This window comes from Frankia sp. Mgl5, from assembly GCF_023242985.1.
Taxonomy (GTDB): domain Bacteria; phylum Actinomycetota; class Actinomycetes; order Frankiales; family Frankiaceae; genus Parafrankia; species Parafrankia soli.
The window spans coordinates 1-14281 of sequence record NZ_JALKFY010000653.1 but is presented as its reverse complement, the minus strand read 5'-3'; the positions used below and the strand labels follow the sequence as shown (position 1 = coordinate 14281).

Genomic DNA, 14281 nt, shown 5'->3' with positions numbered 1-14281 from the left:
GCGCCCGGGGACCCCCCGGTCCCGACGCACGGCACGCCGGCGGCGCGCGCTGGCCGCCGCGGCGCTGGCCGCCGTCGTCGCCGGCGGGTCGATCACGGGCACCGTGGCGCTGACATCCTCGCCGGACGGGCCGGCGGGCCGGCTGGTGTCGGCGGCGGACGCGACCACCCGCGTGTGGGCGGAGGTCTGGGTGGCCGACGTCCCCTCCGGCGCGGGCTTCACCATCCGGCTGTGGGGCGTACGGCCGGGAACGACCTGCGCCCTGGTCGCCGTGTCCGAGGACGGCAGCAGCGACACCGCGGCGACCTGGACCGCCGACTACCGCGGCGCGGTCGACGTACGCGGGACGTCCGCCATCCCGGCAGGACGGCTCGTACGTGTCGTGGTGGTCAGCGGCACCGGCGAGGACCTGCTCACCGTCCCGGTCCGCACCACCTGAACCACCGCGAAGGGCCTCGAGGGCACGATTAGCGCGCGGAATTGCGCGATTGCCGTCCGGAGCCGTGGCTGGGAATTCCCGGAAACAGACCGACAATGGATGCGAGATACTCCGGGAGATCTCCGAAGGAGTCCACCCATGGCCGTCACCACGGCACCGACCGACATCCACACCGGCAATACCCCGAGCAGCAATTCCCGAACCGGCGGATCCGGCGCCGGCGACGCCCTCGCCGGCGAGTCCCACAGCTTCGACGCCTTCCTGCACTACGAGCGCCTCCAGTGGAAGGTCTCCGACGTCGGCCTGGAGAACATCCGGCACGACCTCCTCCGGCCCGAGGACATCGCCACCGCCAAGGGCGTCGTGCTCGGCGAGGCGACGTCCCTGCCCGGCCTGCACGGCTTTCTCAGCGAGTTCGCGGACGACTACGACTGCTCGGCCTTCGTGGCCATCTGGGCCTACCAGGAGCTGCAGCACCACTTCGGTTTCCGGGCGTGGCTGCGCGCCGTCGGCGTGCACATCGAGCAGGCCAAGGTCGAGGCGCTGCGGGAGCCCTACGAGCCGGGGGTCACGCCGAGCGCCACGCTGGCCACGAACGTGATCAGCGAGATCACCGTCAACACGGTCTACCGGGCGATGGCGGCCTGGGTGCAGGAACCCGTCCTGGCCGACCTGTACCTGCGTGCCAGCCGGGACGAGGCCGGGCACGCCCGCGAGTTCCTCTACTACCTGAAGCGGCGGCTGGCGACGCATCCCGAGGAGCTGCCGTCCGTCCTGGAACGCATCCACTTCTATGTGACGTCGTCGCGGCTGAGCCACCCGGTCGGCGTCTACAAGCACCAGCGCGTCGAGGAGCTGCGCGGCCACGAGACGGTCGACGACGTGATCGACGTCTACCTGCGGATCTCGCCGCCGGACGCCCAGGAGAAGCTGCTGGCGAAGCTGCGCCGGGCGATCGGCTCGGCGGTCGGCGTGCCGCTGCACAGCACCGGCGACATCCGCCGGGCGCTCGCCGCGTCGCTGGGCTGAGCCCGCCCGGCGGCAGGGCGGATTTCCCGGCGCGGGGGATTATCCTTCGACCTCCGCAGGATTTCCCTTCCCCGAAAAGGTACCACCCTCGCCGCGGACTATCCTGTTAACCTCGCCGCTACCGCACGACCCGCGCACGAAATCGACGGAACATAGGGTCCTGAGCGATTCCGGTCGCCTGGAACCGTGCGTCTGCCTGTATGAGCCGGCCCGCGAGACCGGGAACACACAGCCAGCGCCGGATTCTCCTCAGCCGTCGAAAGTGCCGGTGACCATCATGAAGAGCGGCACGTCGTCCTGCCCGCCCGCGCCGCGCCCCGTCCCGCCGGATCACGCGCGGGAGAACGGGTCCGGGCCGGAACCCGGGCCTGGCCCCGGTCCGGTCCGGTTCTGCGACACCACCCTGCGTGACGGCGAGCAGACCCCGGGGGTCGCCTTCACCGCCAAGGAGAAGATCGCCATCGCGGTCGCGCTCGACGCCGCCGGCGTGCACCAGATCGAGGCCGGGGTGCCGGCGATGGGGCCGGTCGAGGTGGATGTCCTGCGCCGCGTCGTCGCGGCGGTCGAGCGGGCCGGCGTGGTCGCCTGGTGCCGCGCGGACCGCCGCGACGTCGACGCCGCCGTCGCCAGCGGGGTCGACGCCGCGCACCTGACCATCCCCGCCTCCGACCTTCACCTGCGCACCAAGCTTGGCAAGGACCGGGCCTGGGCGCGGGCCCGCATCCACGACTGCGTCCTCGACGCCACCGACCGCGGCCTGCGGGTGAGCGTCGGCTTCGAGGACGCCTCCCGCGCGGACGACGGCTTCGTCATCGACCTGGCCGGGGAGCTACGGCGCCTCGGCGTCACCCGGTTCCGCTGGGCGGACACGGTCGGGGTGGCCAATCCGATCACCCTGCACACGCGGCTGCGGGCGCTGCTCGACGCCGTCCCCGGGCCGTGGGAGATCCACGCCCACGACGACTTCGGGCTGGCGACCGCCAACACGATCGCCGCGGTGCAGGCCGGGTTCACCTGGGTGAGCACCACGGTGGCCGGCCTGGGCGAGCGTGCCGGCAACGCGCCGACCGAGGAGGTCGCGATGGCGCTGCGGCACCTGCTCGGCCTGCCCGTCGACCTGGACACCGCCGCGTTCCGCCCGCTGGCGCGGCTGGTCGCCGGCGCGTCGCGCCGGCCGGTTCCCGCCGGCAAGGCCGTGGTCGGCGACGCCGTGTTCGACCACGAGTCCGGCATCCACGTGCACGGCGTGCTGCGCGCCCCGGCGACCTACGAGCCGTTCGACCCGGCGGAGGTCGGCGCGCGCCGGCGGCTGGTGCTGGGCAAGCACAGCGGCCGCGCCGCCGTGCGGCACGCGATGGACCGGCACGGCATCGACGCGCCCGACGAGGACCTGGAACCGATCGTCGGCCTGGTCCGCGCGCACGCCACCGTGTACAAGCAGCCGCTGAGTTCCGACCAGCTGCGGGCGATGGCCCGGCGGGTCGCCACCCGCCGCAGCGCACGGCCCCGCCGCGGCTGAGCCGCCGCCGCTGATGGCGCCATCGGCGGTGGCCCGCGCCGCCGATGGCGCCTCGGCGGTCGGCCGCGGCGCGGCGGCGGTCAGGGCCCCCCGGGGCGGAAGGTCGCGGTGATGGTGCGGATCAGCTCGAGCTGGTCCTGCCACTGAGCCTCGGGTACCCGCCAGCGCAGCGCGTAGCCATGCCCGTTGCGGACCACACCGAAGTCCAGGACGTGCACCGTCTGCCCGCCCGTGGTGAAGGTGAACTCCCACACCGCGGACGTCGTCCCGTCCGCGCCGTCCGACGGGCGGATCGAGACCCGCTGGTAGCCGGCCGTCTTTGACCGGACACCGGGCTCCAGTTCCTCCCACGCCCGGATCGACGACGGGCCGGCGACATCCTGCGTCTCGACGAGCAGGTCCGGGTAGCCTCCGGGCGCCGTGAAGGTCTCGTGCTGCCGGTCACGGCTCGCGTCGGCCCACTGCGGCGGGACGGCGAGCGACCACCCGGCCGCGCCGCGGCGCGTCTCGAGGCCGGCCGGCGCCCGCGCGGGCGCGGTGTCGTTCGGGATCGCGGTGCCGAGCCTGTCCAGCGACGGCACGCCCACCGACCCGCCCTGACCAGGCGTCGCCGGCGCCGTGCCGGTGCCGCTCGGAGTGGCGGATGCCCCCGGTGCCACGGCCTGCCCACCGGCGGGGCTGGTCGACGCACCCGGGGACGGCCCACCGGTACCCGCGGGCGTGGCGGGAGCACCTGTGCCCGACACCTGACCGGCGGACGGGGTGCCGGAACCGCCGGTCAGGGCCAGCCCGAGCCCGACCCCACCCGCGGCGAGCAGCAGTGCGACAACCATCGCCAGCAGCACCACCCGCCGGCGCCGTTCCGGTGCGCCCCCGGCCCCGCCGGCGCGCGCACCCGCAGCTGAATCCGGCCCTGGCCCCGGACCTGCACCTGGGCTTGGCCCCGGTCCTGGGCCTGCCTCCGAGGACCCGGTCCGGGCGGCGGGGCCGGTACCGGAGCCGAAACCGAAGCCGGCGCGAGGGCCCGTCCGCGGCCCGGTGCCGGCCGGCGGACCCGGGCCGGCACCGCGGCCAGCGCCGCTGCCGGCGCTGCCGCCGGTGCCGGTGCCGGTGCCGAGGTCGTCATCGGGCCCGAGATCGGCATGCTCCTCGGCTCCCGCCGGCCCGGACGGGGGCGCGTCCGGGTGGTCCGCGTCCGGCCGGTCGCCGACGTCGGCGTCGAGCAGCGCGTCGGCCTCCGCGTCGAACACGGCGGTCGGATGCGGCTCGGCGGTGGCCGCGATCCGCCGCAGCTGTGCCCGGGCCTGCGCCAACGACGGGCGCCGCGCCGGATCGGGATCGAGCAGCTGGTCGATCACATCCTGCAACGGGCCCGCGTACCGGTAAGGACGGCGCCGATCCTGGATGATGGCCGCCAGCGTCGCCAGGGCGCCCTCACCCGCGTACGGCGCCTCGCCCTCCACCGCGGTGAACAGCGTGGCGCCCAGGCCCCACACGTCACCGGGCACGCCCACCCGCGCGCCGCGGGCCCGCTCGGGCGGAATGTAGGCCGGCGAGCCGACCACCATCCCCGTGCTGGTCAGGGTCGCGTCGCCCTCGCTGACGGCGATGCCGAAGTCGGTGAGCCGGGCCTGCCCGTCCGCGGTCAGCAGCACGTTGCCCGGCTTGACGTCCCGGTGCACGACCCCGGCGCGGTGCGCCGCCTCCAGCGCGTAGGCCAGGCTCACCCCGATGCGCGCCACCCACGTCGGCGCGAGCCGGCCCGACGCACGGATCTCCTCGGCCAGCGACCGGCCGTCGACCAGCTCCATGACGATCCACGGCGAATCCTCGGCGTCGATGACGTCGTAGACGGCCACCAGACCGGGATGGCGCAGCCGCGCCGCCGCGCGCGCCTCGCGCAGCACCCGCTCACCGATGATCTCCCGCTCGGTCTCGGAGGCGAGCGGCGGCAGGCGCACCTGCTTGATCGCGACCGGCCGGCGCAGGAGCATGTCCTCGCCCTCGCGGACGATTCCCGCCCCGCCGCTGCCGAGCACGCGGCCCAGCCGGTACCGGCCGGCCAGCCGGCGCTCCCGGCCCGCGGCTCGGTCGCTCTGCATTGGTTGCTCCGCCTTCTCCGGCACGACCGAATTCTCCCCGTACTACCCGCCACACGAGCCCGAAACCGCCGCAACGGACACGCGACAGCCGAGCCCGCCGCAAAAACCCCTGCCAGGCCCGTAGGGAGAACGTCCCGCCGCGCCGATGAGTTCACACACGCCCGCCGGTCCTACCACCGGCAGGCCAGACTGCCGGACCCGGGCGTCCACGACCAGCGGGCGCCCACGACCAGCGGAGGAAACAGCGATGCCGAAGACCATTCCCTGCCTGTGGTTCGACACCGACGCCGAGGAGGCCGCCGCGCTCTACGTCTCCGTCTTCCCGAACTCGGCCATCACCGGCGTCACCCGCTACGGGCCGGGCATGCACCGGCCCGAGGGCCTGGTCCTGACGGTCTCCTTCACCCTCGACGGGCAGGAATACGTCGCGCTCAACGGCGGGCCGGAGTTCACTTTCTCCGAGGCGATCTCGTTCCAGATCCCCTGCGCCGACCAGGCCGAGGTGGATCACTACTGGAACGCCCTCACCGACGGCGGCGGCAAGGAAAGTCAGTGCGGCTGGCTCACCGACCGTTTCGGCCTGTCCTGGCAGGTCGTCCCCACCCGGCTGACCGAACTGGTCGGTGACCCCGACCCGGAGCGCGCCCAGCGCGCCACCCAGGCGATGCTCACCATGGCGAAGATCGACATCGCCGCGCTCGAGCGCGCCGCCGACGGCCGGTAGCCGGGCGGCCCCGTCGCGGAGCACGCCGGCCGGGTCCCCACAAGGGGACCAAGGTCGGCGGGCCCGGCCACCTTCACCGCTGCGAACAGGCCACAGGAGAGCCGCACACACGGCACTATTTCCTTTTAGGCGTCGATCCTGCGGGAGATTCCCTACCATCAGATCGTGGATGCGGATCTGCCCCAGCGCGCGGCCCCGGCCGGATGTCCACTCCAGCGACGAGCGCGACACGAAGGCGGCCGGTAACGATGACCACCCTCCCTCAGGCCCACGCCGAGGAGACCGAGCAGTGGCTGACCCGGGTCGAGAAGGTCACCGGCCTGCTCGCCGAGCACCGGTCCCGGGCCGAGGAGGACCGCGCCACCTCCCCGGAGGTCATCGACGCGTTGCGGGAGCAGGGCTTCCACCGGATGTGGGTGTCCCGCGCGTTCGGCGGCGCGGGGGTGAGCCTGCGCACCGGATCGGCGGTGCTGCAGGCGATCGCGCGCACCGACCCGTCCGCCGCCTGGCAGATGGGCGTGCAGGGCGCGATCGGGCGCATCTCCGACTACCTGTCCGACCAGGCCGCCTGCCGCATCTTCTGCAGCAGCCACGGGCTCGTCGTCGGCGGCATCAACCCGACCGGCCAGGCGGTGCCGGTACCCGGCGGGTACCGGCTCCGGGGCCGCTGGTCGTTCGCCAGCGGCGCCACCCACGCCGACTGGCTCGTCGCCAGCGCGGTCGTCACCGGCGGCTGCGCCCAGACGTCCACGAACGCCCCGGCACGCAGGTCGACACCCGCGCACGCCCCGACCCAGGTTCCGGCCCAGGCCCAGGTTCCGGTTCCGGGTAGCGCCCCGACGGGGAGCGCACCGATCCGGATGCTGTGCGTCCCGCGCGGCGCCGCCACCTTCACCGACGACTGGCACGCGCTGGGCCTGCGCGGCACCGGCAGCGGGACCTTCACCGTGGACAACATCGTCGTCCCCGAAAGCCAGACCGTCGACGGCTCGCTGCTGCGGCGGCCGCCCACCGCACGAAAGTCCCGGGGTTACGCCATCGCCTACTACGACTTCGCACCGTTCACCACCGCCTCCACCACGCTCGGCATCGCCCAGGACGCGCTGCGCGCCTTCCGTCAGCTCGCCCTCCAGACCGTCCCCGCCCGCGCGACCGAGACCCTCGCCGGCGGCCACACCGTGCAGGCCACGTTCGCCCGTGCCACCGCGCTCGTCCGCGCCAGCCGGCTGATGCTCGAGGACGCCGCCGACCAGGCGACGGAGCGCGGCGAGAACGGCGGCGACGAGCTGAGCGGGGTGATCCGGCTCGCCGCGGCCGCCGTCGGAGAGAACTGCGTCCAGGCCGTCACCATGCTGCACACCGCGGCCGGCGCGAGCGCGCTGCGCTCCGGCGGGGACCTCGACCGCTGCTTCCGCGACGTCCACACCGCGGTCCGCCACATCACCCTCGCCGCGACGAACTTCGAGATGGTCGGCGCGCACCTGTTCGGCGACACACTGCTCATGCGCCGCTGACGTCCCCATCCGCCGCTGGCGCCGCTGCCCGCCGCCGCCGTCACCCGGCCGGGGTCAGCCTCAGCTCGCGGCCGGGCCACCGGGAGCGCAGCCAGCGGTCGTGGCTGGCGACCACGATGGCGCCCGGGCCGCTGCCCAGCGCCTCCTCCAGCTCGTCGGCGAGCGCCGGCGAGAGATGGTTGGTGGGCTCGTCGAGCAGCAGCAGCTCGGGTGGGTCCGCCACCAGCAGCGCCAGCGCGAGCCTGCGCCGCTGCCCGACCGACAGCTCCCCCACCCGCGTGCCGAGGTCGCGCGGGGCCAGCAGGCCGAGCGAGGCCAGCGGCACCGCCGCGGCCCGCTCGGGCCCCAGCGCGAGCGTGTAGACGTCCCGCGCAGTGCGGTCCGGCCGGGCGAAGACCGTGTCCTGCGCCAGCAGGCCGACCCGCAGCCCACCCCGCCGCAGCACCTCCCCCGTCACGCCGGTCGTACCGGGAACGCCGGGAACGCCACCGGGTGTCGGGTCGGACGGGTCGAGCGCGGGGGCGGCCTGCTCGAGTCGGCCTGCCAGGACCGCCAGCAGCGTCGACTTGCCCGCGCCGTTGGGACCGGTGAGCAGCAGGCGGTCCGTCACCGTCACGTCGAGACGGTCGAGGACGAGGCGGCCGGGAACACGCACCCCCCGCAACGACACGATGGTCCCCTGCCCCGGACCCGCCTGGGCCGGGACACCCGCCGACGACAGGGCAGCGGACGGAGAGGCGGACGGTTCGGCGACGAGCGCGCCGGCCCTGAACCGCAGCGGCCGCGGTGGCCGCCGGACCTGCTCCCGCTCCAGGTCACCGAGCCGGCGGGCGGCGTTGCGCACGCGCCGCGACACCTGGTCCTGCACCCGGCCGGCGGTGCGGCCGTAGTTCATCTTCTCGTTGTCGCGACGCGGGCGGTTGTGCGCGACCTGGCGGGCGGTCACCGCGACCGCGTGCCGCAGCGCCGCCAGCTCCTCCTGCTCCTCGGTGAACCGACGCTCCCAGCGTTCCCGCTCCAGGCGCCGCGCCTGCTGGTACTCGGTGTAGGCACCCCCGTAACGGGTCGGGCCGCCCAGCGCGGGATCGAGATCGATCAGGTCGGTGCACACCGCGTCCAGGAAAGTCCGGTCATGGCTCGCCGCGATCACGACCCCGGGCAGAGCCCGCAGCTGCTCCTCCAGGAACACCGCGGCGTCATCGTCAAGATGGTTTGTGGGCTCGTCCAGCAGCACCGCGGCGGGCCGGCGAACCAGCAGCGCACCGAGCGCGAGCCGGCCGCGCTGCCCGCCCGAGAGCGAGCCGAGCGCGCGGTCGGCCGGAACCCGCGCGAGACCGAGGCCGGCAAGGACGATCTCGGCATGCCGGTCCGCGTCCCAGGCCGCATGCTCCTCGACCCGTTCGAGACACGCGGAGTACGCGGCGAGCAGGTCGGCCTGGGCCGCGCCGCTGTCGGTCGACTCGCCGTCGGCCGGGCCACCAGGGGCGGAGTCGCCGGCGGCGAGCGCGCTGGTCAGCCGGTCGAGCTCGGCGAGATCCGCGCGGGCTTCGCGCAGGGCGTCGTCGAGCACGTGACGGATGGTCGCGGCGGGGTCGAAGGGCATCTCCTGATGGAGGAACCCCAGCTCCACGGGCCGGACGACGGAGCCGCCGTCCGGCTCGTCCACCCCGGCCAACAGGCGCAGCAGCGTGGACTTGCCGGCGCCGTTCTCCCCGATCAGGCCGATCCGCTGGCCGGGAGCGGCCGTGAGGGAGACGCCGTCGAGGACCCTGCGCCCACTGAGCACGCGGACAAGGTCATGGGCGGACAGAGCTGTTGCGGGCATGCGACACCACCAGAGCGGCTGGTTTCCTTCGTCCGCCGGGCAGTGCCTCAGATGCAGGAGCCTCGGGCGCGGGCGCGGGCGGTGTCAGTGCCTCATGTCGGGACGACCGTACCCCACGCCAGCCAGGTCCGCCCAATGGTTTTGTGGCCGCTCCGTGCTCCCTGCGTGTCACCGTTCCGCAAGATCGAAAAAATCGGGCCGAGCCGTCAACATCGTTGACTATCTTGACTTCTGGCGGCGACGGTAGGGTCGTGCGGCGGGCCGGCCGCCTGACCGTGGTCCACACCGTCCCCCGCTTCCGAGGAGTGGTGTCGTGCGAAAGCTGGTCTATCTCGTCGCGTCGACCGTCGACGGATTCGTCGCGGGCCCGGACGGTGCGGACCCGACCGGGCCCGATGGATTCTGGCCGGTGCCGCAGGACTACCTCGCCCACCTCGTCACCGAATACCCGGAGACGCTGCCCGGCGCGGCGCGGACGGCCCTCCGGACAACCGCACCGGGAACCCACTTCGACACCGTTCTGGAAGGCCGGCGCAGCTACGAGACCGGCCTGCGGGCCGGCGTGACGAACGCCTTCCCACACCTTCGCCACCTGGTCTTCTCCCGAACCCTGACCACCAGCCCGGACCCGGATGTCGAGCTGGTGGCCACCGACCCGGTCGCGACAGCGCGGCAGCTGAAACTCCAGGACGGAAAGGACCTTTGGCTCGTCGGCGGGGGCTCGCTCGCCGGTGCGCTCTATCCGGAGATCGACGAGCTCGTCGTCAAGCTGGCCCCGCTGACCCTCGGCACCGGAATTCCGCTGTTCTCCGGCACTGTCCCGTTCGACCCCACACTCTGGGAGCTCACCGACCACACCGCGCTGAGAAGCGGCGCGCTTTTCCTCACCTACCGTCGGTCGTCCGCATAACCGGAACGCGAACCTTTCGACATCGCAGACAGCTCATGACCCCCGACGCCTCGCTGCCCGCAGTGCTGCGGGGCCCGGTCGAGGTGCTCTGGAACTACCACGACATGCACCACGCCCCCCACCCCACCGACGTCGGCATAGGTCTGGGCAGCCACGACCTCGGCGTCGCGACCTGCGCGGCCGCTCTCTACCACCGCGGGCTGTTCCCCCAGATCGTGTTCACCGGCGCGAACGCACCCACCACCATCGGCATATTCTCCCGCGGCGAAGCGGTCCACTACCGCGAACACGCCCTCGCCCGCGGCGTCCCCGACTCCGCCATCCTCACCGAGACCACCGCCCGCAACACCGGCGAGAACATCACCCGAACCCGCGACCTCCTCGCCGCCCAGGGCGTCATACCCCGCTCCGTCACGCTCATCTCCCGGCCCTACCAGCAACGCCGTGCCTACGCGACCTGCCGCAGACTCTGGCCCGACGTCACCGTCCGATGCGCATCCCAACCCACCGCCCTCGACGAGTACATCGCCGGCATCGGCGACACCGACCGCGTCGTCTGCATGCTCGTCGGTGACACCCAACGCATCTGGCGGTACGCCGAACGCGGATACGCCATCCCCCAGCCCATCCCCGACGACGTCCGCAACGCATACCGCGAACTCGTCGCAGCCGGATACACCAGCCGCCTCGTCACCTGACCGGCGAGAGCGGCCTCCCCTCGGCCCGCTGCAGGCGGCCACGACGTTGGCCGAAGCAATCCGGCCGGACGCACTTCCCCCGACCTACCAAAGGGCGTGTCTCGCACGCAGCAAGATGCGACGATCATTCTCGGGTATTTTCCGTTGAGAGATGGTTGGTCATGAACGAAACCCTGCCGGCGGGCGGAGAGAGCTATTCGGACGGTCTGCTGGCGAAGATCTGGCGCGCAAAGGATCTGGACCGGCAAGGTGACACTCTGGCCGCGCGCGTTCTGTACGAGGACGTACTCACTCTCGCACGTGAACATCTCGATAATGATCAACTTCGCAACCGCGCCACGGCCGCCGCGCTCAACCTTCAGGGCGTTCTGCGGCGGCAAGGGGACAGTACCGCCGCTGTGGCGCTGTATGAGGACCTTCTCGCCCGGTTGCGGCGATCGGTGGGCGACGACCACGTGGAGTCGCTGATCGCCGAGCACAACCTCGCGGTCATCGTGCGAGCCGTTGGTGATCTCCCGAGGGCCCGCGAGCTGGCCGCCGCGAGCCTCGAGCACCGTCGCCACGTTCACGGTGATGATCACGTGTACACCGCGTCCTCCCGTCAGTTCCTTGCGGAGATCACCTCCAGCGAGTCGTGACAGGCCCGCGGATCCCCGCGGACCCGCAGAGGCTGTAGGAGCATCGCTCCGTGGCGATCAGATACAGCATCGAGTGCTGGATCACCGGCCCGGACGGTGACGTTCTCCTCCTGCAGGTACCCGCCCGGCCAGGCAGGAACGAGGCGTTCTGGCAGCCGGTCACCGGCGGCATCGAAGCCGGGGAGACTCCCCTGCAGGCCGCTCTCCGGGAGATCCGTGAAGAAACTGGCCTTGACCTCGGCGAGACCCGCCTTATCGAGATCGCCACAGGCATCACGGTCGCCATCGCCCCGACGCTGACCATCGACAAGACCCTCTACGTCGCCTCGACACCATCCACCGCAGTGACCATCAGTCCGGACGAACACCAGAACCACCAGTGGCTCCCCGCCGCCAAGGTCACCGAGGCGCTGTACTGGGACAGCAACCGCGACACATGGAAGCTCATCAGCCAGCACCGCCGCGGCAGTGGGCCCGCCTGAGGCACTACGCGAGGATGGGTGGGATCGGGGCGAGCTAGTTGATCATCAGGTGTGCGGCGGTCACGGCGTGTTCGACCGGGGCGGAGGTGTCGATGTCGCAGGCGTCGGGCCATGGATCGGTGCGCGTGGCCATGTCCAGATAGATCCACTCGTCGGAGGCCGGGGCAAAACGGTCCGCGGTGGAACGGTCCACGGTGGAGTCGGGTGCGGTGGGAACTGCCACGCGATCGGCGATGCGGGCGACCGCGACTTGCGGTGGGACGACGCATCGCAGCTGCACCAGGTCTGCGTCGCACTCCGCGGCCAGCTCGGCGGCCAGCTCGCGCACCCGGCGCGAGGACCAGGACGCGTCGATCACGACGTTCCTCCCCCTTTCGAGCGCGTGGCGGGCCCGGGTGAGCAGCTCCGCGTAGCCGTGCTCGGCGTCCGAGCGCAGCAGAACCCAGTCGTCCTCGCCGGAGACGAGATGGCTGGCCAGTGTCGACTTGCCGGTGCCGGGCAGGCCGCCGACCAGGATGAGCCGGGGACGGCCGTGCCGCAGGTGGCGTAGCGCGATGTCGGTGAGCCGGCGGGCCTCGTCGGCGGCGGCCGGGTCACCCTGGTGGTCGCGGACGCAGGCGGTCTTGGCGCGGACGACCGCCCGGTAGGCGATGTAGAGGTCCTCCAGCGACGTTGGATGGGTCTCGCCCGAGAACTCACGGTAGGCGTCGAGGAACGTCCGGGCCGCGGTGGCGTTGCCGAGCCGTTCGAGGTCCATCGCGAGGGAGGCTGCGTCGCCGAGGACGTCACCGGCCCGCAGCACGGGGTCGACGTTGACGCAGTTGAGGACCCGCGGGCCGTCGTTCAGGCAGTAGATGTCGTCGGCGAGCAGGTCGCCGTGACCGTCGCGGATCCGGCCGGCGGCCTGGCGCTCCGCGAGCAGTGGGCCCCGGCCGGTCAGGTAGCGCAGCGCGAGCCGGCCGATCTCGTCGACGGTGGCGGCGTCGAGGATCCGGCCGCGGAACGGCGCGAGGCCGTCCATCGCCTCCAGCCAGAGTGCCTCCAACGCGCACAGACCACCGGTGCGGGTGATCTCGGGCGTGGTCTCGCACCCTTCGTGGAACGCCGCGATCCGCTGGGCGAGCCCACGCAGCTCGCCGGAGACGTCGGTTGTCATCAGCGCGGAGAGCCGGCGGTCGGCCGGCAGCCGTCGCATGACGACCATGTGGTCGCGCAGTGCCCCGGTCTCGTCCCGGATGTCGGCCACGCCGAGGTACACGTCCGGGGCGAGGCGCCGGTTGAGCCGTACCTCGTCCTCGCAGGCGATCAGCCGGGCCCGGCGGGAGCGGTGGTCCACGAAACCGTGGTTGACCGCCCGGCGCAGCTTGTACGCGCGGTCCTCCGTGAGAAAGACCACGGCGGTGGGAGTCTGCACGGTCTCGCGGCTGTCGAGACGGATTTCCCGGGCCGCCTGCTCCCGGACGGGCGCAGGGCCCGGGATTTCCGACGGCGCGGGGCGGACCTCGGTGTCCTGCCCTGGAAAGGCGTCCTTCTGCACGAACATCTACGTCTCCAGACCGTGTTCTGGACGATTCCTGTTCGGTTTCACCCGCCGCCGCGCGACCGAATCGCCGGCACCGCTGATCGACGTCGCGGATCAATCCGAGGATCGAGGATCGTGGACGACGGATCGCCATCCGCGGGGCACCCCACACACAGAGCCCGACCACACCGTTGAACGGAAAGCCGGGCAGTGAACGAAGGAAGAGGCCGCGGCGGAGAACCACCCGGAATTAAATCCGGGCGGATAAAGTGGCGCGACCGGGCCACACAGCGGTGTTCAAACACCGGCCGATCCGGCTCCGGTTCGAGCGGCCCGCGGAAATCCGCGGGCCGCGATCCCACCGCCTCGGCCTACGAGCCGAGGAGCTCGCACGCCGGCGCTGTCGGGGAAAGGCCGGGGGGCCGGCGGGCCGTACGATGCCGGTGTCGATCGACGAGTCCAGACATGGAGATCATCCTCCTTGGTCCGTTTCCCTGTTCCCGTTACGATCCTCCATTCGTCCCGCGTCGTCAGGTGACTTCAGGGTCCCGTTCTCACCCGACCTGCTGCCCTGTTCTCAGGGGCCGTTCGGATCGGTCCAGCGCGCTCCGGGCCGTCCGGGCCGGGGGTGGACTTACCGGTGGTATCGCCGTCCGTGCAGGTCCGAGGCTCCGAACCGGGGTGCGTACCGGGCCGGGGCGGACCTGCCGACCGGCACCGGCGGGCGATCACCCGCGCGGCAACCAGGCAGCCGAGGAACGCGCAGACGGCGACGTACTCCCACAGTCGCCTACTCCCCACTCTGCTTCATCAGGTAGACGGCGGCCTGCGTACGGCTCGCCAGGCCGAGCTTCTCCAGAATGCTCGACACGTAGTTCT

General features: G+C 72.5%; 11 protein-coding genes and 2 pseudogenes. 9 read left to right on the top strand and 4 right to left on the bottom strand.

Annotated elements, in window-relative coordinates; all coding sequences use genetic code 11:
* From MXD62_RS21435 to nifV, 3 genes and pseudogenes are all read left to right on the top strand, one after another.
* Window positions 1–439 (top strand): annotated as a pseudogene (locus MXD62_RS21435) (hypothetical protein); the annotation flags it as partial.
* A gap of 138 nt (window positions 440–577) precedes the next feature.
* Window positions 578–1468 (top strand): ferritin-like domain-containing protein, encoded by an 891-nt coding sequence (locus MXD62_RS21430; RefSeq protein ID WP_248831280.1) that lies wholly within the window; start codon window positions 578–580, stop codon window positions 1466–1468.
* A 277-nt stretch (window positions 1469–1745) separates the two neighbouring features.
* Window positions 1746–2987 (top strand): homocitrate synthase, encoded by a 1242-nt coding sequence (gene nifV / locus MXD62_RS21425; protein ID WP_248831282.1) that lies wholly within the window; start codon window positions 1746–1748, stop codon window positions 2985–2987.
* An 80-nt stretch (window positions 2988–3067) separates the two neighbouring features.
* On the opposite strand, the gene MXD62_RS21420 is transcribed toward nifV, so the two are convergent.
* Complete coding sequence (locus tag MXD62_RS21420) at window positions 3068–5089, bottom strand: serine/threonine-protein kinase (RefSeq protein WP_248831279.1); 2022 nt, start codon at window positions 5087–5089, stop codon at window positions 3068–3070.
* 247 nt (window positions 5090–5336) lie between these two features.
* On the opposite strand from MXD62_RS21420, the gene MXD62_RS21415 reads away from it, so the two are divergent.
* Together MXD62_RS21415 and MXD62_RS21410 are read left to right on the top strand one after the other, a co-directional pair.
* Window positions 5337–5813 (top strand): VOC family protein, encoded by a 477-nt coding sequence (locus tag MXD62_RS21415; protein WP_248831278.1) that lies wholly within the window; start codon window positions 5337–5339, stop codon window positions 5811–5813.
* 248 nt (window positions 5814–6061) lie between these two features.
* Window positions 6062–7327: an acyl-CoA dehydrogenase family protein gene (locus tag MXD62_RS21410; RefSeq protein WP_248831277.1), complete on the top strand. Its 1266-nt coding sequence runs from the start codon at window positions 6062–6064 to the stop codon at window positions 7325–7327.
* Between the two features lie 40 nt (window positions 7328–7367).
* Here MXD62_RS21410 and MXD62_RS21405 read toward each other — a convergent pair whose 3' ends face one another.
* The gene (locus MXD62_RS21405) at window positions 7368–9152 is read right to left on the bottom strand and encodes an ABC-F family ATP-binding cassette domain-containing protein (RefSeq protein WP_248831276.1); all 1785 of its coding nucleotides are present in this window, start codon (window positions 9150–9152) and stop codon (window positions 7368–7370) included.
* Window positions 9153–9465: 313 nt separating this feature from the next.
* Here MXD62_RS21405 and MXD62_RS21400 point away from each other — a divergent pair, with 313 nt between their 5' ends.
* The 4 genes from MXD62_RS21400 (at window position 9466) to MXD62_RS21385 (ending at window position 11880) form a co-directional block, all read left to right on the top strand.
* Window positions 9466–10062, top strand: a complete 597-nt coding sequence (locus MXD62_RS21400; RefSeq protein ID WP_248831275.1) for a dihydrofolate reductase family protein — start codon at window positions 9466–9468, stop codon at window positions 10060–10062.
* 35 nt (window positions 10063–10097) lie between these two features.
* Window positions 10098–10760: a YdcF family protein gene (locus MXD62_RS21395; RefSeq protein WP_248831274.1), complete on the top strand. Its 663-nt coding sequence runs from the start codon at window positions 10098–10100 to the stop codon at window positions 10758–10760.
* A 161-nt stretch (window positions 10761–10921) separates the two neighbouring features.
* Window positions 10922–11398, top strand: coding sequence for a tetratricopeptide repeat protein (locus MXD62_RS21390; protein WP_248831273.1), 477 nt, complete (start codon window positions 10922–10924; stop codon window positions 11396–11398).
* A 50-nt stretch (window positions 11399–11448) separates the two neighbouring features.
* The gene (locus MXD62_RS21385; RefSeq protein WP_248831272.1) at window positions 11449–11880 is read left to right on the top strand and encodes an NUDIX pyrophosphatase; all 432 of its coding nucleotides are present in this window, start codon (window positions 11449–11451) and stop codon (window positions 11878–11880) included.
* 34 nt (window positions 11881–11914) lie between these two features.
* On the opposite strand, the gene MXD62_RS21380 is transcribed toward MXD62_RS21385, so the two are convergent.
* Window positions 11915–13423 carry an AAA family ATPase gene (locus MXD62_RS21380; protein WP_248831271.1) on the bottom strand — a complete coding sequence of 503 codons (1509 nt, stop codon included), beginning with the start codon at window positions 13421–13423 and terminating at the stop codon, window positions 11915–11917.
* Window positions 13424–14192: 769 nt separating this feature from the next.
* Window positions 14193–14281, bottom strand: a pseudogene (locus MXD62_RS21375) (DNA-binding response regulator); the annotation flags it as partial.